Annotated in this window: 24 protein-coding genes and 1 pseudogene; 11 read left to right on the top strand and 14 right to left on the bottom strand. The window is 61.4% G+C overall.

Annotated features, from left to right (window positions below; all coding sequences use genetic code 11):
• Nucleotides 1-2 precede the first annotated feature (2 nt).
• A complete protein-coding gene (cbiE, locus tag BN1800_RS15425) occupies nt 3-1,235 on the bottom strand; it encodes a precorrin-6y C5,15-methyltransferase (decarboxylating) subunit CbiE (RefSeq protein ID WP_086999026.1) in 1,233 nt (410 codons plus the stop codon).
• On the opposite strand from cbiE, the gene BN1800_RS15420 reads away from it, so the two are divergent.
• Nucleotides 1,234-2,004: a cobalt-precorrin-6A reductase gene (locus BN1800_RS15420; protein WP_086999022.1), complete on the top strand. Its 771-nt coding sequence runs from the start codon at nt 1,234-1,236 to the stop codon at nt 2,002-2,004. The genes cbiE and BN1800_RS15420 overlap by 2 nt on opposite strands.
• Here BN1800_RS15420 and BN1800_RS15415 read toward each other — a convergent pair.
• The 10 genes and pseudogenes from BN1800_RS15415 to BN1800_RS42400 all read right to left on the bottom strand — a co-directional run bounded on the left by BN1800_RS15415 (nt 1,968) and on the right by BN1800_RS42400 (nt 10,132).
• Complete coding sequence (locus BN1800_RS15415; protein ID WP_086999019.1) at nt 1,968-2,732, bottom strand: precorrin-3B C(17)-methyltransferase; 765 nt, start codon at nt 2,730-2,732, stop codon at nt 1,968-1,970. The genes BN1800_RS15420 and BN1800_RS15415 overlap by 37 nt on opposite strands.
• Nucleotides 2,729-3,460 (bottom strand): precorrin-2 C(20)-methyltransferase, encoded by a 732-nt coding sequence (locus BN1800_RS15410; RefSeq protein WP_027509625.1) that lies wholly within the window; start codon nt 3,458-3,460, stop codon nt 2,729-2,731. The genes BN1800_RS15415 and BN1800_RS15410 overlap by 4 nt, the downstream gene beginning before the upstream one ends.
• Nucleotides 3,457-4,089 carry a precorrin-8X methylmutase gene (locus BN1800_RS15405; RefSeq protein ID WP_086999016.1) on the bottom strand — a complete coding sequence of 211 codons (633 nt, stop codon included), beginning with the start codon at nt 4,087-4,089 and terminating at the stop codon, nt 3,457-3,459. The genes BN1800_RS15410 and BN1800_RS15405 overlap by 4 nt, the downstream gene beginning before the upstream one ends.
• Nucleotides 4,090-4,091: 2 nt before the next feature.
• On the bottom strand, nt 4,092-5,471 hold the full coding sequence (cobG, locus tag BN1800_RS15400) for a precorrin-3B synthase (RefSeq protein ID WP_244564516.1): 1,380 nt from the start codon (nt 5,469-5,471) through the stop codon (nt 4,092-4,094).
• Between the two features lie 43 nt (nt 5,472-5,514).
• Nucleotides 5,515-6,273 carry a precorrin-6A synthase (deacetylating) gene (cobF, locus tag BN1800_RS15395; RefSeq protein ID WP_086999010.1) on the bottom strand — a complete coding sequence of 253 codons (759 nt, stop codon included), beginning with the start codon at nt 6,271-6,273 and terminating at the stop codon, nt 5,515-5,517.
• A 29-nt stretch (nt 6,274-6,302) separates the two neighbouring features.
• Nucleotides 6,303-6,782 (bottom strand): DUF2938 domain-containing protein, encoded by a 480-nt coding sequence (locus tag BN1800_RS15390; protein WP_086999007.1) that lies wholly within the window; start codon nt 6,780-6,782, stop codon nt 6,303-6,305.
• 205 nt (nt 6,783-6,987) lie between these two features.
• Nucleotides 6,988-7,749, bottom strand: a complete 762-nt coding sequence (locus BN1800_RS15385) for a bestrophin-like domain (RefSeq protein ID WP_086999004.1) — start codon at nt 7,747-7,749, stop codon at nt 6,988-6,990.
• 14 nt (nt 7,750-7,763) lie between these two features.
• Nucleotides 7,764-8,291 (bottom strand): annotated as a pseudogene (locus tag BN1800_RS15380) (alpha/beta hydrolase); the annotation flags it as partial.
• Nucleotides 8,292-8,921: 630 nt separating this feature from the next.
• On the bottom strand, nt 8,922-9,938 hold the full coding sequence (locus BN1800_RS15375; RefSeq protein ID WP_086999001.1) for an Lnb N-terminal periplasmic domain-containing protein: 1,017 nt from the start codon (nt 9,936-9,938) through the stop codon (nt 8,922-8,924).
• Entirely contained in the window at nt 9,926-10,132 is a 207-nt protein-coding gene (locus BN1800_RS42400) for a hypothetical protein (RefSeq protein ID WP_244564515.1), read from the bottom strand. Before BN1800_RS42400 ends, BN1800_RS15375 begins: the two co-directional genes overlap by 13 nt.
• 570 nt (nt 10,133-10,702) lie before the next feature.
• On the opposite strand from BN1800_RS42400, the gene BN1800_RS15365 reads away from it, so the two are divergent.
• From BN1800_RS15365 to BN1800_RS15330, 8 genes are all read left to right on the top strand, one after another.
• Nucleotides 10,703-11,275, top strand: coding sequence for a GbsR/MarR family transcriptional regulator (locus BN1800_RS15365; protein WP_086998998.1), 573 nt, complete (start codon nt 10,703-10,705; stop codon nt 11,273-11,275).
• A 4-nt stretch (nt 11,276-11,279) separates the two neighbouring features.
• Complete coding sequence (gene cydD / locus BN1800_RS15360) at nt 11,280-12,980, top strand: thiol reductant ABC exporter subunit CydD (protein ID WP_027509617.1); 1,701 nt, start codon at nt 11,280-11,282, stop codon at nt 12,978-12,980.
• Entirely contained in the window at nt 12,977-14,665 is a 1,689-nt protein-coding gene (locus tag BN1800_RS15355) for an amino acid ABC transporter ATP-binding/permease protein (protein WP_086998995.1), read from the top strand. Before cydD ends, BN1800_RS15355 begins: the two co-directional genes overlap by 4 nt.
• A gap of 76 nt (nt 14,666-14,741) precedes the next feature.
• Complete coding sequence (locus tag BN1800_RS15350; protein WP_086998992.1) at nt 14,742-16,322, top strand: cytochrome ubiquinol oxidase subunit I; 1,581 nt, start codon at nt 14,742-14,744, stop codon at nt 16,320-16,322.
• A gap of 5 nt (nt 16,323-16,327) precedes the next feature.
• Nucleotides 16,328-17,479 carry a cytochrome d ubiquinol oxidase subunit II gene (gene cydB, locus BN1800_RS15345; protein ID WP_027509614.1) on the top strand — a complete coding sequence of 384 codons (1,152 nt, stop codon included), beginning with the start codon at nt 16,328-16,330 and terminating at the stop codon, nt 17,477-17,479.
• A gap of 12 nt (nt 17,480-17,491) precedes the next feature.
• The gene (cydX, locus tag BN1800_RS15340; RefSeq protein WP_027509613.1) at nt 17,492-17,602 is read left to right on the top strand and encodes a cytochrome bd-I oxidase subunit CydX; all 111 of its coding nucleotides are present in this window, start codon (nt 17,492-17,494) and stop codon (nt 17,600-17,602) included.
• 152 nt (nt 17,603-17,754) lie between these two features.
• Nucleotides 17,755-18,057: a hypothetical protein gene (locus BN1800_RS15335; RefSeq protein WP_027509612.1), complete on the top strand. Its 303-nt coding sequence runs from the start codon at nt 17,755-17,757 to the stop codon at nt 18,055-18,057.
• A 143-nt stretch (nt 18,058-18,200) separates the two neighbouring features.
• Nucleotides 18,201-18,821 (top strand): TerC family protein, encoded by a 621-nt coding sequence (locus BN1800_RS15330; protein WP_086998986.1) that lies wholly within the window; start codon nt 18,201-18,203, stop codon nt 18,819-18,821.
• Nucleotides 18,822-19,135: 314 nt separating this feature from the next.
• Here the strand turns inward: BN1800_RS15330 and BN1800_RS15325 are convergent, their stop codons facing one another.
• A complete protein-coding gene (locus BN1800_RS15325; protein WP_086998984.1) occupies nt 19,136-20,044 on the bottom strand; it encodes a LysR family transcriptional regulator in 909 nt (302 codons plus the stop codon).
• Between the two features lie 188 nt (nt 20,045-20,232).
• Here BN1800_RS15325 and gstA point away from each other — a divergent pair, with 188 nt between their 5' ends.
• On the top strand, nt 20,233-20,859 hold the full coding sequence (gene gstA, locus BN1800_RS15320) for a glutathione transferase GstA (protein WP_086998980.1): 627 nt from the start codon (nt 20,233-20,235) through the stop codon (nt 20,857-20,859).
• Between the two features lie 88 nt (nt 20,860-20,947).
• Complete coding sequence (locus BN1800_RS15315; RefSeq protein ID WP_179213798.1) at nt 20,948-21,373, top strand: YybH family protein; 426 nt, start codon at nt 20,948-20,950, stop codon at nt 21,371-21,373.
• A gap of 11 nt (nt 21,374-21,384) precedes the next feature.
• On the opposite strand, the gene fhuB is transcribed toward BN1800_RS15315, so the two are convergent.
• Nucleotides 21,385-23,376, bottom strand: a complete 1,992-nt coding sequence (gene fhuB / locus BN1800_RS15310; protein ID WP_483251925.1) for a Fe(3+)-hydroxamate ABC transporter permease FhuB — start codon at nt 23,374-23,376, stop codon at nt 21,385-21,387.
• Nucleotides 23,360-24,232: an ABC transporter substrate-binding protein gene (locus BN1800_RS15305; RefSeq protein ID WP_086998971.1), complete on the bottom strand. Its 873-nt coding sequence runs from the start codon at nt 24,230-24,232 to the stop codon at nt 23,360-23,362. The genes fhuB and BN1800_RS15305 overlap by 17 nt, the downstream gene beginning before the upstream one ends.
• Nucleotides 24,233-24,236: the final 4 nt, after the last annotated feature.

Here is a 24,236-nt window from a genome sequence, read left to right as displayed (position 1 = left end):
CTTCAATCCTTGATCCAGCGCCATTGCACCACGGGCATTGCCGGGCGCCAGCCGCTCATTGCGCCGAGGGGACCGGCGCGGGAAATCTCAATCCTTGTCAAAAGACCGCCGCGCCTTGCCTGCTCGGTAAGCAGCACGGCCTCCATTTCCAGCGTCACCGCGTTGGCGACGAGGCGTCCGCCGCTTTTGAGTGAGGCGATTGCTGCGTCCATGACGCCCGGCTCGCTGCCGCCTCCGCCGACAAAGATGGCGTCCGGTACCGGCAATCCACCCAATGCCGCAGGTGCTGTTCCCTCGACAACAGCGAGCCCCGGCACGCCGAAAGCGAAAGCATTGCGGGCGATCCTTTCCGCGCGCTCGCGTGATTGCTCGATGGCGACTGCCTTCAGCGACGGATCGCTGAGCATCCACTCGATGCCGATCGAACCAGAGCCGGCTCCGATATCCCACAGCAGTTCCCCGTGGCGCGGCGCAAGCGCAGACTGTGTCAGAGCGCGGACTTCACGCTTGGTGATCTGCCCGTCATGCTCAAAGAGTTCGTCGTCCAGGCCGGCGGCAAAAGGCAGGATGCGAGCCCCTTTACCTGCCTTGACCTCGACACCGCAGACATTGAGAGGATCTATATCGGAAAGCCGGAAATCGTCTGCGGAGGTACTGAGGATACGCTCGCGCGCGCCGCCAAGCGCCTCCAGAACAATCATGCGAGAATGGCCGAAGCCGCTGTTTGACAGCAGCGCTGCCAGTTCCCCCGGCCCCCTCGCGTCGGAGGTCAGTGCAATGATGCGCCGCCCGGAATGCAGATGCGGGCGGACGAGATCGATGGAACGGCCATGAAGCGAGAGGCAGGCAGTTTCCTGCAAAGGCCAGCCGAGGCGCGACGCGGCCATGCTGAAGGCCGATGGAGCTGGAATGGTGAGCATCTCATCGGCGTTCACGTGCCGCGAGAGTGTCGCGCCGATACCATAAAGAAAGGGGTCACCGGAAGCCAGCACGACGACCGGTGAGCCCCGCCGGCTAAGGATTGCATTGATCGACTTTTCGAAGGGGCTTTGCCAGAAAAGCCGCTCGCCTGTAATCAGACTGTCCATCAGTGCATGATGCCGTTCGCCGCCGAAGACGGCGGGTGCCGCAGAAATGAGCCGCTTGGCCTGCTCGCCAAGTCCTTCTGGACCATCCTCGCCGATGCCGATAATGACTAGCCAGGGTTTCGTGGTGTGACTAGGCATATCAGACATGGCAAAAATCCGCGGACTGATATTGGGCGGAACGACCGAAGCGCGTGCTTTGGCGCAGGCGCTCTCCAAGAAGGCCGGTTTTGACATCCTGCTGTCTCTTGCCGGCCGCACAGAAAAACCGTCCAATCAGCCTGTTCCTGTTCGCATTGGCGGTTTCGGCGGAGCCGACGGCCTCGCGTCTTTCCTGCGCGATGGAGGCTTTGACCTTCTCGTCGATGCGACACATCCCTTTGCCGCCCGCATCTCCGCCAACGCCGACGGCGCTGCACGTCTGTGCGGAATTGCGGCGCTTGCCCTTCGCCGGCCCGAATGGGTCCAGCAACCGGGTGATCAATGGATCGCGACTAGAAACATTCAGCAGGCGATTGCTGCGCTTGGCCCTGGCGCTCGCCGCGTCTTCCTGGCGACCGGACGCCAGGAGGCGCACTATGCAGAGGCGGCGGCGCATCATTTCTTCCTTGTTCGCAGCGTCGATCCCGTCAATCCGCCGCTCAATATTCCGAACGTGGAATATATTCTCGATCGCGGCCCCTTCGATGTCGACCGCGAGATCGGACTTCTTGCATCTCATCGCATTGATGCGGTCGTTGCCAAGAATAGCGGCGGTGCGGCGACCTATGCGAAAATCGAGGCAGCACGCCATCTCGGCATCGAAGTCTTCATGATCGCCCGTGCGCCCGCGCCTGCCATGAGAGCGGTCGAAACCATCGAGGAAGCGCTCCGCGCGATCGATCACCTGTTTCCTCCCGCCATGGAACGGGGCGTGTAGACAAGCTCCGGCTTGCCGCCGCCGGAAATGATCCGCGTTTCCGGCGAGCCGATGATGATGCAGGTCGCCATATCCGCAACGGAGGCGTGGGCGTCGCCGAGCGGCTGAATGATGATCCGTTCATCGGGACGTCCGGCTGCGCGGCCGAAGATCACCGGTGTCTGCCGCGGCAGATGCGCGCGCAGCACCTCAAAGGCCTTGCCGAGCTGCCAAGGCCGCGCCTTGCTGATCGGGTTGTAAAGGGCAATCACGAAGCCCGCCTTTGCAGCCAATGCCAGGCGTTTTTCGATGATATCCCAGGACTTCAGGTTATCCGAAAGCGAAATCGCGCAGAAATCGTGCCCGAGCGGGGCGCCGACGCGGGCTGCAACCGCAAGCATTGCGGTAATGCCCGGCACCACGACCAGCTCGACGGATCGCCATTCCGCCGGACCCGTATCGATTGCTTCGCAGACGGCAGCGGCCATGGCGAAAACGCCGGGATCGCCGCCTGAGACGATACAGACCTTGCGGCCGCTTGCCGCCATCGTCAAAGCGTCCCCTGCCCGTGTCATCTCCTCGCGATTGTCGGACGGATGGCGTTTTTGATGGGCGCTGAACTGCAACCGGTCGAGATAGGGACCATAGCCGAAGAAATCGGTCGATGCCGAAACCGCCGAATGCGCTTCCGGCGTCATCTGATCAGGGTTGCCGGGGCCGGTGCCAATGACAAACAGGATTCCACTCATCGGTTCGCCTCCCAGCCGGGCACAAGCACCAGCGAGAAATACGGTGCGTCACCGTCCGGCCGTTCTGCAAGCTTCAGCATCGCGGAATTCGCCATCGTGCCGCGCTCGACATAGACTGCTTCGCCGAGCCGCCCCGCAGCTTCAAGCGCGCGGCGGATCTTCGCAAGATTGCGGCCGACCTTCATGATGACGGCTGCCTGGGTATCGCCCAGCCGTCGCGTCAGTTCTGCTTCCGTCATCGTGCCCGGCAGCACGGAAAGCACGTCGTCGCCCTGGACGATCGGCATGCCGGCAAGCGACCAGCAGCCGGACATGGCGCTGATGCCCGGGATCACCTCGACCGGGTAGCGATCTGCAAGGCGCACATGCAAGTGCATGTAGGATCCGTAGAACATCGGATCGCCTTCACTGAGGACCGCGACCGTTTTTCCCGCATCGAGGCATGCTGCGACCACGGCTGCAGAACTATCGTAGAAAGCGGTGATCTGGCTTTGATAGAGCGCTTCGCTCTTTTCGATTTCGGTGGTCACCGGATAATAGAGCGGCAGCAGTTCGGTTTCGGGTCCGATCAGGTGCTGCACGACAGCCCGGCCGTTGCCCGCCCTGCCCTGTTTGGCGAAATAGGCAATGACGTCCGCGGCTTCGATCGCCTTGATTGCCTTGATGGTCAGCAGATCCGGGTCGCCTGGCCCCGTGCCGACGCCGATGAGACGGCCGGGCCTGGTCATAGTCCGGACCTCGCCAGCGCGTTGATTGCGGCTGCCGTCATAGCACTGCCACCCAGGCGGCCTCGAACGATCGCGAAGGGCACGCCATAGGAATTTTCCGCCAACGCATCCTTGGATTCGGCAGCACCGACGAAGCCGACCGGCATACCGATGATCGCAGCAGGCTTCGGCGCGCCGCCACGCAGCAGTTCGAGAAGATGGAAGAGTGCCGTCGGGGCATTGCCTATCGCGACGACGCTGCCCGCCAGGCGATCGAGCCAAAGCCCGATGGCCGCCGCCGAGCGCGTGTTGCGGCTTGCTACAGCCAGTTCCGGGGTGCGGGGGTCGCGCAGCGTGCAGATCACGTCGTTTTCGGCCGGCAGCCTGGCACGCGTAATGCCATGGGCGACCATTTCTGCATCGCAGAAAATCGGAGCCCCCTTCTTGAGCGCGCCGCGCGCCGTGATGACGAAATCCGGCGAGAAGTCGAAATGCGCGGCGGCTTCGACCAGCCCGCAGGCATGAATCATGCGCACGGCAATCTCGGTTTCTTGCGGTGAAAAGCGCGAAAGATCTGCTTCGCTGCGGATGATTGCAAAGGAGCGTTCGTAGATCGCCTCGCCGCTGCGGATATAATCGTAATCTGGCATCCCTATTCCTGTTTCAGCGCGTTGGCGATCGCCTGGGGGCCGAGCCGCGTCAGGCAGGCAGCCGCCGATTCGCAAGGGCTCTTGTTCTTCCCGACAAGCCGGGCGAGCTTCTCTATAGCGGAATCGATCTCGCTGCCAGCAATCGTTACATCCGGCCTGTCGCCCGCCCGTCCGTTCAACACAATACCATAACCGCCGGGCATCCCAATGATTGTGAGAGCTTGCCGCGGATGAGCACATCCCTTGGCACAGCCGGAAAGGTGAACCGCCAGCGATCCGTCGAGAAGGGCCGATGCATGCTGCAGCAGATGCTCTGCCCGCACCTTCGTTTCATAAAAACCCGAGGCGCAGGCCCCCGCGCCAGCGCAAGCCGCAATCTTTGCAAACGAATCGTTTGGATCGGAGCTAAAGCCAAGATCCGTTGCTACCTCTTGCAACCGCTCTGCACTTTGTGGGTTCAAACCGGTCAAATAAAATAGCCGGCCCGGCGCCAGCCGAATTTCTGCTGCCGCGAAGCGCTCGGCCTCTCCCAGAAATATCGACAGATCGCTTGCATTGATCTGGCCGAAATGTGGCCTGAGGCCAAGGACAACGCTGCGATTGGCAAGCTGATGAACTCCGGGCCTTGGCGTTTCTGAATGAGGCGCGGTGACAAATTGCGCCTCCATTGCCGGAAACATGTCGCGCAAGGCAGCCGGTCCGATGTCGCGCGCTCGAGAATGCATGCCGATTTTCACGAGCATCGCCAGCAATTGCCCGATCGTCCGGACAGCGTCATCCGCCGAGCCGATGCAAACAGGCACGGCCGTTTTACCATCGCCGTCTATCGCAACCCGCCAGCGGCCTTCGCCCAGAGCGGCAACGCGGATATCGGCTGAAAGACCAGATAGACCGAAACGTCCTCCACCGTCGACGATGATGGAGAGCTTCGGGGCCAGAAGTGGTGAAGACAGCGCAATCCTTAGCTCATCACGCAGCCGCGCTTCGATGGCGGCGGGATTTCCTATCTCGCGCGGGTCGATGCCATGTAGGGGCGAAAGCTCGATCGACGGGCCTGCCGGAACAAGAATTCCTGCCGCATCGACATCAGCAGCAAGCCGATCGACAGTCTCCGGCCGCAGACCGCGGACTTGCAGACTTCCGCGCGCGGAAATTTCCAGAAGATCGTTGCCGTTTGCCGCTGTGGAGGCTGCAAGCATCTTGAATTGCGCAGGCGTCAGCGCGCCGCCGGCCGGCCGCAACCGCACGAGCAGGCCGTCGCCGGTCGCCATGGGTGCGGCAAGCGTCGGACAGGCGCCGCGGCGCGATTCTTGCGCGGCAACGACGTGCGCTTCCCTGTCGATCTTTCTTTCGCCGGCAAAGCCCATGGCTCGTCCTTTCATTCCTGCCCTTACAGGACGGCGGCCCCCCGGCAAAGCGCCGCGACTAGTTCTTAACGTCGCAGCCTTTGCGCAATAAGTAGATGTCCATGATCCAGCCATGCCGTTCGCGCGCTTCAGCGCGTGCCCTGACGATATCATCGGCGACATCGCCGAGGCGCCCGGCACGGACGATTTCGTCTTCCGTGCCAAGATAGGCTCCCCAGAAGATTTCCGCGTCCGGATCATCGACCGTCGTAAACGCCTGGATTCCATCGAGCATTACAACCGTACTTTCCGTCTTGAGCCCCTCTTCGGCAAGCCTACGGCCGGTCGTAATTTCCACCGGCTTGCCGACGAGATTGACGGGGATGCGGTGGCTCGCGGCGAGCGCTTGAATGCTGGTAATACCCGGGATGACGGTGATCTCAAATTCCACTTTATCCCGCACCCGCTCCAGGATGCGCAACGTGCTGTCGTAGAGGCTCGGATCGCCCCATACGAGAAAGGCGGCTGTGCCGTTTTCCGGCAGATCGCCGACCAACTGACGATAGGTTGCAGCGATAGTCTCATGCCACTCATCGACGCTCTGCCCATAACTGCGCTCCTTCGTCTCGCGACGAGGTACGGCGAATTCGATGATCTTGCTGTCCGCCTTGTTGAGATATCGCGCACAGATTTCGCGGCGTACATCTGCAAGCTCTTCTTTCTGTGCGCCCTTTGTGGGGATAAAGACGTGATCGGCAGCGTTCATGGCGTTGATCGCCTGAATGGTCATATGTTCCGGGTTTCCGGTGCCGATGCCGATGACGTAAATATTCTTCACTGAGCCTCCTTGCGGGGTTTGCGCCGCTTTTAACGGATCAGGAGCGCGGTGCCGAAAAGCCCGATCGCGAAAACGGTATGCGCGATCAGATTGAGTGCACGTACCTTGTTCGGGTTTAGCGTCTTCGACGCGGCCCAGCCGATGCCGAGCCCCGGCTGCAGCAGAAACCAGCCGGCCCCGACGGTCACAATACCGAGGATCCAAGCGGGGATGAAAGTTGGCGCTGTCAGCCAGGATGGCCCCATGAGAACCGCAAGAACAAGGCCATAGATGATGCCGGTTGCATAATGCCCGATCCAGCCCAGCGCCAGTTCGTGCCTATAGGGCTCGGCATCGGCAATATTGTCGTGAAAAACCTTGCCGCGCCCGAGGTGCCAGAACCACCGTCCGACAGGCGCCCAGTTGGCAGGCGCCTGACCGAAGGCCCGGAAAAGGACGATTGCCCAAATATCCATGAGGATCGTCGCGCCGATCCCGATTGCGACGCCGCGCCATAAAATATCGAACATGATGACGATCCCGAATGGTAGAATTGCCGGACTGTCTTAAACACGGGCGGCAAACCCTGCAACATCGCTCTTACACTCAGGGGCCGGTTCCGGTACTGCGCGAAATGACACCCCAAGCGCTTGCCTCAGTTGGCCACAGATATTCTCCGGTCAGCAATGAAGGCTGAACCGGACGCGAGGAGCTGACCCGGTCCGCCCCTCGTAACTATCGAGAGGCAATGTGCCCAAGGGCAGCCCGCAGCGGCCCGTCCGAGACGTGGATGACACCGAGATACGGATGCGCCATGTCGATGACAAGGAAGACCGCTGCTGCGACCGACAGCGAGCAGACCAGCATGACGCCGATCACGGTCGGATTGGCCGGAGCCTGGAGCCCGAAGGTCAGGAACAGCCACGCGAGCCAAAAGACAAGGATGACGAGAAACGCGGTCGGCAACCCTTCCGAACTGCTTTCGACGAGCATCCAGTGGGCTTCGGCCAAGAGGCCGCTGATCTCGAGGGCGCGAGCCTGAAGCAGTCGCTGCGGCTCGGTCGCCGGAACGAGGTTGCGAAGTTCACCCTGTACAGGCTCGATGCCTTGGTTTTCATCATACGGTTCGATTCCCGCCTGCTCGGCCGCGGTGCCCCACCCCTGAACAAGTCTGTTCTCGACTAGACGATGCAGCCGGCTGCGTGCATCCGCCGTCTCTGGGCCGTACTGCGCCATTACCCGGTCAAGCAGCAGCAAGCGGGCAACCGAGGTCCGCAGTTCGGCTTCGGCGTTGTTGTAGACGGTGTTCGCGGACGCGATCAGCAGCCCGAGGGCAAGGGCAGACAACGTGCCGACGACCGCCGTCGACAAGCGGATCACGTCCTTGGATTCGGCATCCAGGTGATGGGCTGGCAGGCGGTTACGGACAAGGATGCCGATGAGCGATGCCCCGAACAGGCAGATGAAGACAAGCGTGCCAAGGGCGATCGAACTCAAACGGGCGCCTCCTGCTATCTCTGCGTCAGGCACGTCGGGGCGGTCGGCATCGCCGCGCAATTCTTGACCGCAACCTTCTGCCTTCCGCTGACTTGTCCGGTCAGGCCGCCGACATGATTGGCGTAGTTGCCGCGAGTATCGGCGTCAAACACCGCGACGGGGGCGGTCAGTACGAGGCCCGCGGCACTTCCGGCGGCAGCGGCCACCTCGGTTGTTCCGGCAAGGATGGTGTCGCCGAGACCGACCCGGCTGTCGGTCAGCGTCTGCCCTTCGGACAGCCGCGCGCCGATGAGCTGGGCGACTTCCGGGGATTCCGCGAACTTGCTGTGATTGCGATCGTCGCTGACCTTGATCTTGGTGAGGTCGATCTCCGAAATCTTGTAGTCGGCAAGCTCCGCCTTGTACGGCGCGGTTTCGGGATCGATCGACCCGAGGCGCGGAATGTTGCCCCAGACCCGTCGCGAGAAAGCGAGCGCCTTGTCGTCACGGGAGACGAACAGAGTGAACTGCGGGTGCGGGTCGCCCATGTCCTCGATCTGCGCAAGGCATGGAAGAAGTCGCCGAATACGACCAGCAGTCAACGAGTTAAACAAGCGCAAGTCATCCCCCATTAGCATTCCGACGTCGGCTCGCAGTCACATTCCCGAAATCAGGCAGTAGTTTGTGGATGCGACAGACACTTGTGCTGTTCGCGTGACATGTTCCGTCGCCATATCAGGGGGCGAGGATCTTCTCAATCATTTACGTGGTGCTTCTGCCCATGAGACGGCGCGAGGCATAGTCTTCCACCTGCTTGTGTGTCGCACTGACCCTGTCTGCGGTTGTCTGTCTAAAGCTGTCGTCGTCCGTCCTCAAATTTCATAGCACGTTATCGCGGCCAGACGTCACAGAAACCCGTGTTCTCGGTGCTGTCGGTACATGCCAGACTGCGGCGGCGTTCCGGCGAGGGAGGCCGCGCCTGCGATGCACGGGGGGCTTCGGCCCGGGTCGGAGCGAGCATTGGTGCGGCCACCATCATCAGGAGGTCCGTAGCCGTGGTGACGTTCTGAAAGTGCTTAATGAGCTTCACGTTCCGTCCTGCTTAAGGGCGCAGGTGAAACTTCACCTAGCGAATTCCTGAGAGGGTGCACCATGCCTCAATCATCGCGATTTCCTCAGCATGTTACTGGTGGTTACGGCGTAGCGACGGCGGCCGGGGCGGGCACGCCGAGACGGATTGCCTTCGAGAAGTTGGGCGATAATCCATCCGCCCGCGCCCGCTCGTCGATTTTCGAAATTTCTCGCAATCGGGCGAGCGGCATCGACGTGTCGATGGCTCCTCGGTCATAGGCGTAGTCGGGAAGATAACCGTTGAGGATCAGCCGCCAGTCGAACGGCACCTTGTCTCCGGCGACACGCATCAGCTTGGCGACGGTCGTCGTGCAGTTCGTCGTGATCGAGTTGTAGAACTGCGGAGTCTGGGCAAGGGCGTTGGCCCCGGCGACGTATTCGAGAAGCAGATTTCGTGCCTGCTCGGGACTGGCTCTCAGCCGATAGATTTGCACGTCCTCGCCCCGCACATTGGAGCGGACGCCGACAACGTCACGTTCGTCCGCGGCAAGGATTACAAGTGGGTCGTTCTTGAAGAGATCGGCAAGGGGAGAAAACGCCCCACCGACCTTGTGGCGTACCTCGATCGACCAGGCGAGCTGCTCGCCGCCTTCGAAGCCGAAGCTGAAGATGACATGTGCGATCTTCGGCCCCGCCCAGTATGACATGAACAGGTCGACGGTCTTCACCTTGCTGACATCGTAGGTTCGTGTCGTCCAGCGCTCCGTGAAGTCGGAATTGCTTCGCCAGCCGAAGTCCCGGACATCAGTCAAGGTCAGCGAATTTCCGTCGACACGACCCGTGACCTGCCGGGCGACATCTGGTGCCCATGCAGCGTTCGCTTCCGGCTTGATCGAGTTCCACCAGAAGAGAACCGGGGCGAACACGACAGCGAACGAAAGGATGGCTCTCATGCGCAGCCGGCTGGCAAGCGCCGCTACAGTAAAGAGACCGAAGACGAGGAAGACGCCAGCGCCAATTGCCCGCCCGGCATCAGGCAGGGGCAGGCGATACCAGAGGGCCAGTGAACACCAGGCTGTCAAAGCCGCCATGATTACGGCGACCGCGAAGTTGAGGATGAGCGCCATCAGTCGAGGCATGTTATTCCTTTTCTGTAGCCGCGGCAGTGCTGCGACGATTCGGCGATCGCGCGTTCAACGGCGACACAGAATGGCACGACCTTGGCAAGATGCAGCATGGTGCGGATCTCTTTGCCGAGGCCATCTTTGAGTTCGAGCGCCTCGGCGTAACGTCCGTCTCGCTCCGGAGCCGTAGACGACTCCCACTCTCGCACGAGATGGTCCGCAATGGAAAAGTCGTTGTACGGTTCTCCGAATCTTCATTGCGGGAGGCAAGCGCGTCGATCTCCAGCGCCTGCTCGGAAAACCTGCGCTTGGTGACTCCGTGTCGTATTCCATTCCTTCGCTCCCGGACAGGCAATGTGAGGGGGCCCGCACGTCGCGCAGTCGTCATGAATATGACACAGAATCCGACCGACACCATGTAGGTTACAGTAACACGGCGAGTTTCTTGCGGTGCGCGGCCACCGTGGCTTCAGGCCATCGCCGCGGCGGCAGCGACCGCATGGGGGTCCTGATGGCATCGGAACCTGCCGATCGGGTTGGGCAATGGATCTCGCAAACCAAGCGACCGTAGGTCGTGTCATACGGATTCGTTGCCGGAAAGGATGCTCGGTATCCTTGCGACGCTCAGATCAGATCCTTGCTGTGAACATCACTGTCTGAATTGATTTCCAGGCCTGCAACCAAATTGCCGCAGCCCGGTTTGCTCGATTGAGAAAGACGGAAACGAGCGTATAGTGATTTCAGTAATTTCTGAAATCACAGGAACAACGGAAATTGGCATGAACCTTCCGCCGCTCGTTCAATCCTTCGTTCTGCATTTCGGTGAGATGGGCTCGCGTTGGGGCATCAATCGCACGGTCGGCCAGATCTATGCGCTTCTTTATGTCGCGCCGTCGCCGCTCTGCGCCGAAGAGATCGTCGACGCGCTCGGCATCTCGCGTTCCAACGTGTCGATGAGCCTGCGCGAACTGCAGGCCTGGAACCTCGTGCTTTTGAAACACAAGCCCGACGACCGCAGGGATTTCTTCACCACGCCTGACGATGTCTGGCTCATCCTGCGCACGCTCGCCGAAGAACGGAAGAAGCGCGAAGTGGATCCCACCCTTTCGGTTTTGCGCGAAATCCTCATGCAAAGGCCTGCCAGCGAAGCCGAACGCTTCGCCCAGCAGCGGATGAGCGAAATGCACGGCTTGATCGAGCAACTGACACATTGGTATGAGGACGTAAAACAACTTGAAACAGAGCGCCTCGCAACGCTACTCTCTTTGGGAGCAAAGGTTACGAAGCTTCTGGAAGCCAAGGACCGGGTGGTATCGCTCGGCCGCGGGCGTCGGCCTGCGAACAAGAGCTAGCGCTATGGGGAGTGCTTTCTTCGACGAGGAAAAAGCGCGCGCAGCCGGAGCGCCAGCGATTGGCTCGCCGGTGCTTTCGTCCAAGCCTTCACGTCTTCGTCATGCCGCTACGGTTCAAACCGCTGCCGCCCTCTTGTGGATCCCGCAAGCTGGTCTACTTGCTTACGCCGTCGGCCGCACTGCGGATGGCGGCGGTCTTCGCGATGTCCTTTGGCCCGCCTTTTTTGTCTTGGTACTCGGCATTGCAAAGGCGCTGCTTGACGCGGCTGGCGGCCAGATCGCCTTCGACAGGGCGCGCACTGAACTGGGTTTGAGGAGACAGATTGCCGTTGCAGCGCTTGCCCGGCGATCGCCGATCGACGGCACGCGTCCTGCTTCCGGGCGGGTTGCGAGCATTCTCGGCGAGCAGGCGGAGCTGATCGTTCCCTACCTTTCGCGCTTCCTGCCGGCTCGCTTCAAAGCGAGCGCCATTCCTCCCATCATCCTCATCTGCATCTTGCCGATCTCCTGGGTCGCGGCACTTGCGCTGTTCATCGCAATGCCGCTTATTCCACTTTTCATGGCGCTCATCGGCTGGCGGGCGCAGGCAGCGAGCGAAAAGCAGCTCGCCGCAACAGGCAGCCTCAACGCATTTCTTCTCGATCGGCTCCGCGGACTGGCCACGATCCGCTCGCTTGATGCGGTCGGGCTGACTGCCACGCGGCTGCGGGCAGATGCAGAGGACCTCAAGACACGCACCTTGGCGGTGCTGAAAATCGCCTTTCTCTCCTCAGCCGTGCTGGAGCTCTTTGCAGCGCTCGGCGTTGCAATGGTCGCGGTCTATGTGGGCTTCAGTCTTCTCGGCGAACTCCGCTTCGGAACATGGTCGGGAAAGCTCAGCTTGACCGAAGGTCTTTTCATTCTCCTGCTTGCGCCCGCCTTTTTCGAGCCCTTGCGCGAACTTTCCTCAGTTTGGCACGACCGCGCCGCCGGAGAAGCGGCAGTTAAGGCGCTTGATAGCCTTTCCGATTGCGGCATGGAGATCGTCGAGTTGGAGACGGCCGGCTCGGCGCCGCGCACTTATCGGTTCGACATTGAGTTCAACGACGTCAGCTTCCGTTACGATCGCTCGCGGCCCTTCGCGCTTGCCGGCTTCAACTGTCTTTTCACAGAGGGCGAGCATGTCGCGCTTGCCGGTGCGAGCGGTGCGGGAAAATCCACGCTGCTTGCGCTGATCGCCGGTCTGGCACCACCTCTGACGGGTCAAGTCCTGATCGGCGGCCGGCCTGTCGATGCGGGCGCGCGCAGGGCCATGGCCTGGATCGGGCAGGCGCCACATATATTTGCCGGAAGCTTGGCCGGCAATGTCTTGCTGGGCAGGCATCGCGGCATTCTGCACGAGGCTTTGGCGCTTGCCAGGCTGGACGGCGTCGCGGCTGCCTATGGCAAGCGGCCGCTCGGCGAAAGCGGTACCGGCCTTTCGGGCGGCGAGGCGTTGCGGCTTGCGATCGCACGGGCGGCCGCCAATCCCGACATTCGCATCATCCTGGCGGACGAGCCGACGGCACATCTCGACGCGGTGACCGCAGCGGAGATCACGGAGAGCTTGCTTACGCTTGCCAGGGGCCGGACGCTCATTGTCGCGACACATGACCCGCGTTTTGCGGCACGCATGGGCCGCAGGATCGCCATCGGCACACAGTTCTTACAAGAGGCGGCTGAATGAGAAACCAGTTCCGGACCCTTGCGCCGATCCTTGAGCTTTTCTTCGCTGAAAGACCGCGCAGCCTGCTGACCGGTGCTTTGCTTTCGGCCGTCACGGTTATCGCCGGCCTTGCCCTGCTCGGCCTGTCGGGCTGGTTCATCACCGCCGCATCGATTGCCGGACTATCGGCGGCGGCGATCGCCTTCGACGTCTTTGCGCCAGCAGCTGCAATCCGCATGCTTGCGATCGGCCGCACGGTCGCGCGTTACGGCGAGCGGATAACGACGCATGACGCAACGCTGGGCATACTGGCAGCACTTCGCGAGAAGCTTTTTCGCGGCTGGGCTGGCCCAGGAGCAGCGCGCCATCTGCTCCGTCGGCCCTCCAGACTGCTTTTTCGCCTGACGGCCGATATCGATGCTCTGGATTCGCTCTACCTCAGAATTCTTGTTCCGATTGTTGCCGCGATAGGCGCTGCACTTGTCGCCGTCATCACGCTCGGCATCATGCACCCAGCATTCGGTCTCGCGGTCGGTGGGCTGTTGATCTGCTCCGGCATCGGTATTCCGCTCGTTGCCGGTTGTCTTGCCCGAAGGCCTGCCCGCCGGCGCGCCTATGGCATCGAGGCGCTTCGCTCACGCGCCATCGATTTGACCGCCGGCCAGACGGATCTCCTAATGGCATCGCGCATTCAAGCGCAATGCGCTGCCGTCATCGCAGCCGATGCTTACACGGCCAAGGCCGATCGTCACCTGAACCGGATCGAGACAGGTGTCATCTTGAGCTTCGGTCTCGTCACGGCGATCCTGCTCGCCGGCTCGCTTCTTGCGGTGGCAGCACTCACTGAAGCAAAGGCGATCACCGCGCCGGTTGCCGCATTGGGGCTATTGATCGCCTTTGCAGCAGTCGAACCCTTCACGGCCCTGCGGCGAGGCGCCTTGGAACTCGGGCGGATCCTTGTCGCCGCTAGGCGTATCGGTCCGCACCTTGCTGAAGAGCCATTGCGGCCGAAAGGCCGTGCGGCTGAAGCCGGCATGGCTCTTTCGTTACAGGCCGCAGGCGTCAGGCATGATGGCTCCGCCAGAGATGCGCTGCATGCAATCAGCCTGGAATTGAAGCTGGGTGAGACTCTGGCCGTGATCGGCCCGAGTGGTGCCGGAAAATCGACCCTGCTGTCGGTTTTCGCGGGCGAAATCCAGCCCCGCTTCGGGACTGCCGCATGCATGGACGCGACGCGTCTGACGCAAAGGACCGAGCTCTTCCAGGATACGCTCGAGGGTAATTTGCGGCTTGCCAAGCCACAGGCGTCCGAAATGGAACTGCGCGAAGTGCTTGCCGCCGCGGGGCTGCTTTCAGATGTCGATGCTCTACCGAAAGGTCTTAGGACCCCTCTTGGCGAGGGCGGTTTCGGTCTGTCGGGCGGCCAATCCCGCCGTCTGGCGCTTGCGCGCCTCTTCCTTCGGGATACGCCGCTTTGGCTGCTCGATGAGCCGACGGAAGGTCTCGACAGCGCAACAGCACGTGACGTGATGGCCCGTCTCAAGGCGAGGGCACATGGCCGGTCGCTCGTCATTGCAAGCCATACCCGCCGGGAGGCGGCGATCGCCGATCGGATCGCGATCATTGAAGGCGGCCGGATCACCGAAATCTCGCGCCGCGGAGAGGCGGCGTTCGAAAGCGCGCTCGAACGGCTGAGGCCGGATTGAGTGCTGTGCGTAACTGCGGACGCCGGCCGGCGCCCGTGGAATTCTCGACATCCCGTGGGACCGTGGGAGAAAGACAATGGAACTAGATATCGTCGCGCTATCGCGCTTCCAATTCGCGCTGACGGCACTTTACCACTTCCTGTTCGTGCCGCTGACGCTCGGTCTGTCGGTGCTGCTCGCGATCATGGAGACGACCTATGTGATGACCGGCCGCCAGATCTGGCGGCAGATGACGAAATTCTGGGGCACGCTCTTCGGCATCAACTTCGCACTGGGCGTGGCTACCGGCATCGTCATGGAATTCCAGTTCGGCATGAACTGGAGCTATTACAGCTATTATGTCGGCGACATCTTCGGCGCACCCCTGGCAATCGAAGGGCTCATGGCCTTCTTCCTGGAAGCGACCTTCGTCGGCCTCTTCTTCTTCGGCTGGGACAAGCTCTCGAAAGTCGGGCATCTGGTCGCAACCTGGGCCGTGGCGCTCGGCTCGAACTTCTCGGCACTGTGGATTTTAATTGCCAACGGCTGGATGCAGAACCCGGTCGGCTCGGCGCTCAATCCGCAGACCATGCGCATGGAGATCGTGAGCTTCTTCGACGTCGTCTTCAATCCCGTCGCGCAGGCGAAATTCGTTCATACGGTCTCGGCCGGTTATGTCTGTGCCTCGATCTTCGTGCTCGGCGTTTCGGCCTGGTATATCTTGAAGGGCCGCCATATCGAGCTTGCCAAGCGCTCGATGACGGTTGCCGCCTCCTTCGGCCTTGCCTCGGCTCTCTCGGTGGTCGTGCTCGGGGACGAGAGCGGTTATCTTGCGACGGAAAACCAGAAGATGAAGCTCGCGGCAATCGAGGCGATGTGGGAGACGGAACCGGCGCCGGCAGCCTTCACGGCCTTCGGCTTTCCGGATCAGCAAACCCGCGAAACGCATTTTGCCATCCATATCCCGTGGGTCATGGGCCTGATCGGCACGCGCTCGCTGACGACCGAAATTCCGGGCATCGACAAGCTGGAGAAGCAGGCCGAAACCCGTATCCGCGATGGCATCAAGGCTTACGATGCGCTGATGCAAATCCGCTCGGCCCCGACGCCGGACGGCATCGCGCAGGAGGTTCGCACCTCCTTCGAGGATCTCGGCCACCAACTCGGCTATGCACTTTTATTGAAGCGCTACGTCGACGACCCCCGTCAGGCAACGGAAGAACAGATCGCCCAGGCTGCACGGGACACGATCCCGCATGTGCCGACGCTTTTCTGGTCGTTCCGCATCATGGTCGGGCTCGGCATGTTCTTCATCGTCCTGACGGCAGTCTTCTTCTGGCTGTCGGCCCGCCGCCATCTCGACAAATATCCGTTGCTCTTGAAGATCGCCGTCTTTGCCATACCGCTTCCCTGGATTGCCATCGAGGCAGGCTGGATCGTCGCCGAGATCGGCCGCCAGCCCTGGGTCATCGAAGGGGTATTGCCGACGGCGATGGCGGTCTCCAGCCTGGGGGCAAGCACGGTGCTCATCACCATCATCGGTTTTGCCGCACTTTATACGACGCTGATCGTCGTCGAAATGAGCCTGATGCTAAAGGCGATCAGGCAAGGCCCGGAACCGGATGACGAGCCGGGCGCCGCCCTCATTTCCGAAACCCTCGCACCGGCAGCGGAGTGATCGCCATGATCCTTCATGAACTCATCGACTACGAAACCCTGCGTGTGATCTGGTGGCTGCTGCTCGGCGTGTTGCTGATCGGCTTTGCGGCAACCGACGGCTTCGACCTGGGTGTCGGCACGCTTTTGCCCTTCGTCGCGAAGACCGACACGGAGCGCCGTGTCGCGATCAACACGATCGGCCCGATCTGGGAAGGCAACCAGGTCTGGCTCATCGTTGGCGGCGCCGCCACCTTCGCCGCCTGGCCGCCGCTCTATGCCGTTTCCTTCTCGGGCTTCTATCTTGCAATGTTTGCGGTCCTCTTGGCGCTCATCCTGCGCCCGGTCGGCTTCAAATACCGTTCGAAGCGTGAGAGCGCCCGCTGGCGCAACAATTGGGACTGGGCGCTCTTCATCGGCGGCTTCGTGCCGTCGCTGATCTTCGGCGTTGCCGTCGGCAATGTGTTGCAGGGCGTTCCCTTCCGTTTCGCCGACGACATGCGCATCTTCTATGAAGGCTCGTTCTTCGGCCTTCTCAATCCATATGCGCTGCTTTGCGGCTTGCTCTCGGTCGCCATGCTCGTCATGCACGGCGCATCCTGGCTGGTGCTGAAGGCGGGCGGCCCCGTTGCCGAGCGCGCCAGAAACTATGGAAGCATCGCTGCCCTTTGCGTTATCGTGCTCTTTGCGCTCGGCGGCCTCCTCCTGGCGCTTGGCATCGATGGCTATCGCATCACCAGTCCTATCAGTCCGGCCGGTCCGTCGAATCCGCTCTTGAAAACCGCGGAGCATGGCGGTTCATGGCTTGCGAACTACAGCACCCATCCCTGGCTGCTGATCATTCCGGCGTTCGGCTTTTCGGGCGCCGCACTTGCGTTTGCGGCAATGCGGGCCAGGCGGGAGGCCTCGACCCTGCTCTTCAGCAAGCTCTCGATCTTCGGCATCATCTCGACGGTCGGCGTCTCGATGTTTCCCTTCATCCTGCCCTCCTCGCTCGATCCACGCTCGAGCCTGACCGTCTGGGACGCGTCGTCGAGCCATATGACGCTCTTCATCATGCTCGTCGTGTCGCTGATCTTCCTGCCGATCATTTTTGCCTATACCGCCTGGGTCTACAAAGTGCTCTGGGGCAAGGTGGACGAGAAGAGCGTCACGGACAAAAGCGGCCACGCATACTGAAGGAGAAAAACAATGTGGTATTTTGCATGGATTCTGGGGCTCCCGCTCGCAGCCGCCTTCGCCGTCCTCAACGCCATGTGGTACGAACTGGTCGACGACGAAGCCAAGAAGAAGAAACAATAACGCACAAAAAGGTCAGGCCCTGCGGCCTGATCTTTTTGAATGCGTCCTGTCGAACCGCCGCTCACCAGCGCTGACGCGTTTTTGGTTAATCTGGCACAAGGATTGCCTCTTAATATCTATCGGAATATGGCGCGCCGGCAGGAGAGGATATCATGGTGTCAGTCACGGATATGATTGGTGCAACCTGGCGTCTCGAAGATGCGATCCGGGAAGTGATCGCCGACCCACAGGCTTTCTCCAATGAAACCAAACCCATGAAGCAAAAGGCTAAAGTTCTGCCGCACCTTCTGGTGCAGAAGTATCCGCATCTCTCCGATATTGAACACGAACTGCGCGGCGTCTTCGAAACCTGCCGCCTGGCCATTGATCACAAATCGATCAGTCCGGTCGTTGCGAAGGCAGCGGTTGCCATTGCCGACGAATATCGGGAGATCATCATCAAGTTGAAGCACTGAATTCGCCTGGACGCGCGCGCCCCTAAAACTTGGGGACAGGAACGTTTCCCACGCCGCATTTGCTTGACCTTGCGTTATTCATGGTTGACGCGGCGTTCCTGGGACACTAGCACGCTTCTCGAAGGCATTCTGGGGACGTTTCCATGGAAATCTTTACTGCTGCGGGCCTGACTGCACTCCTGCAAGTCATCGCGATCGATCTTGTTCTTGCCGGCGACAACGCCGTCGTCATTGGCCTTGCTGCAGCCGGGCTTCCCGCCGTGCAGCGCAAGAACGCCATTCTGGTCGGTATTCTTGCCGCCACCGTTTTGCGTATTCTGTTTGCATCCGTGACGGTTCAGCTTTTAAGCATCGTCGGCCTGCTGCTTGCCGGTGGCCTGCTTCTGCTCTGGGTCTGCTGGAAGATGTGGCGCGAACTTCGCTTGCAGCATGCGAACGGTGGCGAGTTTGGTCAGGAAGGTGCTGCGTCCACCGGGCCCAAGAAGACCTTCATGCAGGCTGCAACCCAGATCGTGATCGCCGACGTGTCGATGTCGCTCGACAACGTGCTGGCGGTTGCCGGTGCTGCCCGCGAGCACCCGACAGTGCTGGTCCTGGGCCTTGCACTGTCGATCGCCATGATGGGCGTCGCGGCGGGCATCATCGCCCGGCTGCTCAACCGCCACCGCTGGATCGCCTATGTCGGCCTGCTGATCATCCTCTACGTCGCGCTCGACATGATCCATCGCGGCATCCTGGAAGTTTGGCCGCACCTGCAGCCCTAAGAGCTGACGCAATTGTGATTGAGGGCGGATCGGCGAAAGCCGGTCCGTTTTAATATTCCCAGAAGACAGCGATGCTCATGAGACTGGCGATAGCGATGTCGGTCCCAACGGAACCTTCACGGGTGTGATGACCGCCTGGGAACCGCTCTGCCTGGCAGTGCTACTTTCTGCCTTGGATGCCGGCCGAACGGGGCGAGGCCTGCTTCAGGTGCGGGCGATCGAAACAACAGGTGCCGGGCAGCCGCGGGACGGCGCACAAAACTCGATGCGTACTGTCAGGGTCATCGTGCAGTGATCGAACGGACGCAATCGCGCTATGTTAGTTTGCCTTCAAACACCGCGCGCTCGCGGATGAGGCCCTCACCGACAATATCGAAAAACGCGCGCACGCGAGCAGTGCCCTTCAGGTCGGTATGGGTTACGATCCAGAGCTCGCCCGCCAGTTCCGCGATGGGGTCGGCGAGTGCGCGCACCAGTTCAAGGTGGCTGTCGCCGAGATAACAGGGAAGCAGGGCAACGCCTATCCCGGCTTTGGCAGCTACCAGTTGATTGACCAGACTGCTCGTGCGATAGACAAAGGCGGCTGCCGGGGCGTGACGGCCGAGCCAGTCGGCAGCAGCGATCCCGGCCACATATTCTTCCCAGCCAATCAACGGATGCCGGACGGCATCCGCCGCCCGCGTCAACGGCCCCCCGATGGCCTCGAGAACCATCGGCGATGCATAGAGCATCCAGCCGACATCGGCGAGTTTGCGTCCCCAAAGGTCACCTTCTCTCGGACGAACCGGACGGAGCGCGATGTCGGCCTCGCGGCGGGACAGGCTGAGCACGCGGTTATCGATCAAGAGCTCGACGACAATCCCCGGATGCACTTGGCGGAACGCAGCGAGGTGCCGTGTCAGCATGCTGTATGCAAGCGTTTCGGAGGAAGTGACGCGCAGCTTGCCGGAGAGCTGGTGATCGCGGCCCGCAATGTCACGATCGAGCGCAAGCGTCTCGTCTTCCATCCGCTCGGCAGCGGCGGCCATTCGTTCACCGGCCTGCGTCACCTGATATGATCCACCCGGAAGGCGTTCGAACAAACGCACGCCAAGTCTCTTTTCCAGCGCATTCAAGCGGCGAAACACGGTCGAATGATCGATAGAGAGCACGCTTGCCGCCGCTGTGAGACTGCCTGTCCTGTGCACGGCCAGGACGAGACGCAGTTCATTCCAGTCTTCCATTCCAGCCTCCATTCGAGGTCGATAACATATCGCGCGCTTGCAACTGTGCAAGCAGGGCTGGCAAAACTCCAACGAGCTTTGCGTTCGTACTGGGCCTATCCTTGCGCTTGTCGAATGACCCATGGGGTCTTCGTCGAACCGCGACAGCACTCGGCACAAGAAGTGACGATTAACCGAAAGGACCCGCCGTGAAGCTCTACTACGCCCCCGGAACCTGCGCGCTATCCCCGCACATCGTCGCCCTGGAAGCTGGAATTCCGATTGAACTCGAGCGGGTGGATATCCGCAAGACGCCACACCTGACCAAAGCGGGTGTGGATTTCGCTGTGATCAATCCCAATCTTTACGTACCGGCGCTAGAACTCGACGACGGCTCGGTGCTGACCGAAGGTACCGCCATCGTCCAGTTGATTGCCGACCTGAAGCCGGATGCCGGTCTGGTTCCGGCATTTGGTTCGCCGGAGCGATATCGCTTGCAGTCCTGGCTGAATTTCATCGCGACCGAACTACACAAGGTGTACAGCCCCTGGCTGTTCCACTCTGAATATGGAACCCAGGCGCAGGACGTGGCGCGCACGAAGATCACCGAGCGTCTTGAATTCGCCGAGGATCATCTCGCCAGGAGCGGACCGTTTCTGATGGGCGACCGGTTTTCTGCTGCGGATGCCTATCTCTTCACCATTGTCGGCTGGTCCGAATTCGCGAAGATCGACCTTGCCGCCTTTCCCCACCTCCGCGACTTCATGAGCCGGGTCGGTGCGCGGCCGGCGGTTCGTGCGGCAATGGCGGCGGAAGGCATGAAGGTGGCGGCATGAGAAAGTTACAGTGGTTCAGCGCAGCTTCAAGTTCCAGTGCTGTCCAAGCAAAGCCGCGTAAGTGCATTCAATGAAAGGGAGACTTTCCATGGGCGCTCCATCCCCCGAACTTTGCAATCTCTGGCTCGCCCGCGCCTTCAACGCTCGCGATGTCGAAGCCGCGGCGGCAATGTATCATCCAGAAGCCTCGATCGTGCAGGTCGATGAGGTCCACGGCGGAACCACGATTGCCCGCGGGGCCGACGGCATCCGCCAAACCATGGCTGCCTATATCGGCCTCAAGCCGCACATGGATGTGGTCACCCATCACACCACGATCGCCGGAGACTTCGCCATGACCCGTTCGCAATGGTTAATCAAGGGCATTGACGAGGACGGCCAACCAACTGAAGTGCATCATCATGGCATGGAAGTTCACCGCCGGTTGCCCGATGGAAGCTGGGTGTTTTACCTGGATCATCCATTTGGAGCTGATCCAAGTTGGGCTGTCGGCGCACCCCCGCATACCGAATAGCGATGCCGCCATCATCGATGCGCCTGCTGCCGAGTGAGCAGCCAAATCAGATACGGGCCGCCGATCAGTGCGGCAAAGAGCCCTACGGGAACCTGATATGGATAGATGACGACACGCGAGAGCCAATCGGCGAAAATCAGAACGGCGGCACCGATAAGGATGCTTGCCGTAAGCTGATGCGCCTGTTTCTGGAAGCCCATCAATCTCGCAAGATGCGGGGCCATCAGACCCGTCAGGCTGAGAGGACCAACGAGGTAGGAAGCAATGGCCGTCATGAGTGCTGCGATCGTTGCAAGGACAAGGCGGCTTATGCTCGCTGAAAGGCCGAAGGCGCGAGCCGCCGAACCGCCGAGCGGCAGGATGGTCAACCATCGGCTCAGGCAGGGTAGCGGCGCTGCCAGAACGGCCAAGGCGGCCACGGCGATCCATGCCTCGAACGGTCCCGCCCGATTTGTCGAACCCGAAAGCCAGGTCAGCAGGGTGTAGCCGCGCATGTCGCCCTGCGCGAGGACCATCGTCACGACCGCCATCGAAAAGGCGCTGATGGCAATGCCGGCAAGCAGCATGCGCTCAGGAGCATACTGCGCGCGCGCCGCAATCGCGATTATGATGAGCAAGGAGGTAAACGCACCAAGCGCCATCGCGGTCAGCATGACGGTCGGCGACGGAAAGCCGAAAATGAAGAGGGCAACCGTGAGCCCTGCCCCGCCGCCGGCGCTGACGCCCAATACCTCCGGACTGGCAATCGGATTGCCGGTCACGCGCTGCATGATGAAACCTGCAGCCGCCAGCATCGCACCCGCACCGCCGGCGGCAGCCGTGCGCGGCAGGCGAAACGGCAGGAGGTCCGCGAAAAGCGCGCCGCTTGCGATGTGCCACCCGTCATCGGAGGGAGCCACCATCAATGCGAGCGCAATGACGCCCGTGAGTGCGACCAGCAGCACAAGCAAGCCGGCGGAAGGCTTGCGGATGTGGCGAAAAGCAGACGGAGACTGAGGTGCGACCGCCGAGAAGGAATGAATGCGCGGCAGCAGGTAAAGCAGCAGCGGACCGCCGAGGAATGCCGTTGCCGCTCCTGCAGGCGCAAGATCGGTGAAGCCTGGGCCTAGCAGCTGCGTGATGCAGTCGGTCAAAAACAGCAGCCCTGCGCCCGTCAGCGGCGCCGCTATCATGATTTGTCCGGTGGTTCGCGCGCCGGCGAGGCGCGCGATCGTTGGCGCGGCAAGCCCCATGAAGCCAATGATTCCTACACGCGCGGTGACCGAAGCCGAGAGCCAGACCGCCAAAGCCAGCACCGCAAAACGCGTCGCACGGAGAGCCACGCCGAGGCTTCTTGCTCCCGTATCATCCAGCGATAAAACTCTGAGCGGCCGAATAAGCAAGGCGGCGGCGGTGAAGCCGATCGCAAGCCGCGGCGCAAGCGAAATGACGCCGTCCCAGTCCTGCTGGCTGAGCGACCCGGCACCCCAGATGTAGATCGACATCGCATATTCGCCGCGGGCGAGGATGACGGTAACGCTGAGGGCCGACGCAATCAGCGTGATGATCATGCCCGATAGAGCGACGGTTACCGGATCGAGCCCGCGCCGCCAGCTCAAAGCCAGGACGATGGCGACGGCGGCAAGCCCGCCCGCAAAGGCCGCAAGCTCGCGCGAGATGCCCGGCAACAGGGGTGAAAAACTCATCGCCAGCGTGAGCGCCAGCTCAGCACCGGAAGCGATACCCAACGTCGAGGCGTCGGCGATCGGGTTGCGCAGAACTCTCTGCAGCAGCAGGCCGGAAAGCCCAAGAGCAGCGCCGGCGATCAGCGAAAGCACGGCGCGTGGCATCAAGCTCTGCCAGAGCAGGATTGAGTCGAGCGCTGCCTCATCGTCTGGAAGCCTGGGGCGAAGCAGGACGAGCAGCGCGAACGCGACAAGGCAAAGGCCCGCCAGCACGAAACCGGCGGCAAACGGCTGCCGGGTTTGGCATGCCGCAATCGTGCGGTCAGCCATTCCATGCATCGGAAAGCGCCTCCGCGAGAAGATCAGCAAAACGCATCGCTGCCGGTAGCGCGCCGTAGGGGTTGATGGAACCGAGCCTCATCACCCGGCCTTCACGAACGGCAGGAAGCGCGTTCCAGAAGGCGCTGGCGCTCAAAGTCGCCAGCGCATCTTCGGGGTGCGGCGGGATCAGGACGATCCAGGCATCCGGCATAGCGGCGAGCGTCTCGATCCCGACCGGCGCCGTGGCGGAATAGCTGGTCGCGCCCTGCCAGGCATTCGTCAGCCCTGTGCGGTTCAGGACGGCACCGAACATGCTGTCTGAACCGAAGACGCGATAGTGGCGCGAATCGCCGAGATTGATCGGGATGACGGGACGCCCGTCGCCTTGAGAAAAGATGGCGCGATAGCGCTGAAGTTTCGCAGCCAGTTCTTCCGTGAGCTGCCTTGCGGCCTCAAGCTGAAGCCGTTCACCGATTGCCAATGTCGTCTGCTGCGCAAGTGCGTATGGGTCTTCGCCCGGTTTGTAGATCGCGTGATTTTCAACCGGTGCGATCGGGCTCATGCGTGCATCCGCCCAGGCATAGAAATTCGAGTTGAAGATCAGGTCGGGTCTGGCGAAACGCAGCACTTCGAAATTCGGTGTGCCCCGCAGTCCGAGGTCGGAAACAGATGCCGGAATCTCGGGCTTCACCACGATCTGGCGGAACTGCCGGAGCTCGGTTCCGGCAACTACATTTGCGCCGATTGCAAGCAGCGTTTCGAGCAGCGCCCAGTCAAGCGTCGCCACCCGTGGCGCGTCAGCCGCCCTGACAAAAGGTGGCGTTGCGAGCACAGCTGTCAGCGCCATGAACCGCCTGCGGGTAAAGTGCGCCATGGCC

This window comes from Rhizobium sullae (assembly GCF_900169785.1).
Lineage (GTDB): Bacteria > Pseudomonadota > Alphaproteobacteria > Rhizobiales > Rhizobiaceae > Rhizobium > Rhizobium sullae.
The sequence above is the reverse complement of the archived record's forward strand: the minus strand, read 5'-3'. Positions and strand labels throughout refer to the sequence as shown.

Excerpts from the sequence above, each read along its gene's own strand:
- BN1800_RS15375 (WP_086999001.1), bottom strand. The coding sequence starts at position 9,938 with ATGCCTCGACTGATGGCGCTCATCCTCAACTTCGCGGTCGCCGTAATC.
- BN1800_RS15315 (WP_179213798.1), top strand. The coding sequence starts at position 20,948 with ATGGGCGCTCCATCCCCCGAACTTTGCAATCTCTGGCTCGCCCGCGCC.
- cydX (WP_027509613.1), top strand. The coding sequence starts at position 17,492 with ATGTGGTATTTTGCATGGATTCTGGGGCTCCCGCTCGCAGCCGCCTTC.
- cobG (WP_244564516.1), bottom strand. The coding sequence starts at position 5,471 with ATGAAAGGACGAGCCATGGGCTTTGCCGGCGAAAGAAAGATCGACAGG.
- cydD (WP_027509617.1), top strand. The coding sequence starts at position 11,280 with ATGGGGAGTGCTTTCTTCGACGAGGAAAAAGCGCGCGCAGCCGGAGCG.
- cbiE (WP_086999026.1), bottom strand. The coding sequence starts at position 1,235 with ATGTCTGATATGCCTAGTCACACCACGAAACCCTGGCTAGTCATTATC.
- BN1800_RS15355 (WP_086998995.1), top strand. The coding sequence starts at position 12,977 with ATGAGAAACCAGTTCCGGACCCTTGCGCCGATCCTTGAGCTTTTCTTC.
- BN1800_RS15350 (WP_086998992.1), top strand. The coding sequence starts at position 14,742 with ATGGAACTAGATATCGTCGCGCTATCGCGCTTCCAATTCGCGCTGACG.
- BN1800_RS15330 (WP_086998986.1), top strand. The coding sequence starts at position 18,201 with ATGGAAATCTTTACTGCTGCGGGCCTGACTGCACTCCTGCAAGTCATC.
- BN1800_RS15420 (WP_086999022.1), top strand. The coding sequence starts at position 1,234 with ATGGCAAAAATCCGCGGACTGATATTGGGCGGAACGACCGAAGCGCGT.
- BN1800_RS15325 (WP_086998984.1), bottom strand. The coding sequence starts at position 20,044 with ATGGAAGACTGGAATGAACTGCGTCTCGTCCTGGCCGTGCACAGGACA.
- BN1800_RS15410 (WP_027509625.1), bottom strand. The coding sequence starts at position 3,460 with ATGACCAGGCCCGGCCGTCTCATCGGCGTCGGCACGGGGCCAGGCGAC.
- BN1800_RS15390 (WP_086999007.1), bottom strand. The coding sequence starts at position 6,782 with ATGTTCGATATTTTATGGCGCGGCGTCGCAATCGGGATCGGCGCGACG.
- BN1800_RS15405 (WP_086999016.1), bottom strand. The coding sequence starts at position 4,089 with ATGCCAGATTACGATTATATCCGCAGCGGCGAGGCGATCTACGAACGC.
- BN1800_RS15415 (WP_086999019.1), bottom strand. The coding sequence starts at position 2,732 with ATGAGTGGAATCCTGTTTGTCATTGGCACCGGCCCCGGCAACCCTGAT.
- fhuB (WP_483251925.1), bottom strand. The coding sequence starts at position 23,376 with ATGCATGGAATGGCTGACCGCACGATTGCGGCATGCCAAACCCGGCAG.
- BN1800_RS15365 (WP_086998998.1), top strand. The coding sequence starts at position 10,703 with ATGAACCTTCCGCCGCTCGTTCAATCCTTCGTTCTGCATTTCGGTGAG.
- cydB (WP_027509614.1), top strand. The coding sequence starts at position 16,328 with ATGATCCTTCATGAACTCATCGACTACGAAACCCTGCGTGTGATCTGG.
- BN1800_RS15335 (WP_027509612.1), top strand. The coding sequence starts at position 17,755 with ATGGTGTCAGTCACGGATATGATTGGTGCAACCTGGCGTCTCGAAGAT.
- BN1800_RS15305 (WP_086998971.1), bottom strand. The coding sequence starts at position 24,232 with ATGGCGCACTTTACCCGCAGGCGGTTCATGGCGCTGACAGCTGTGCTC.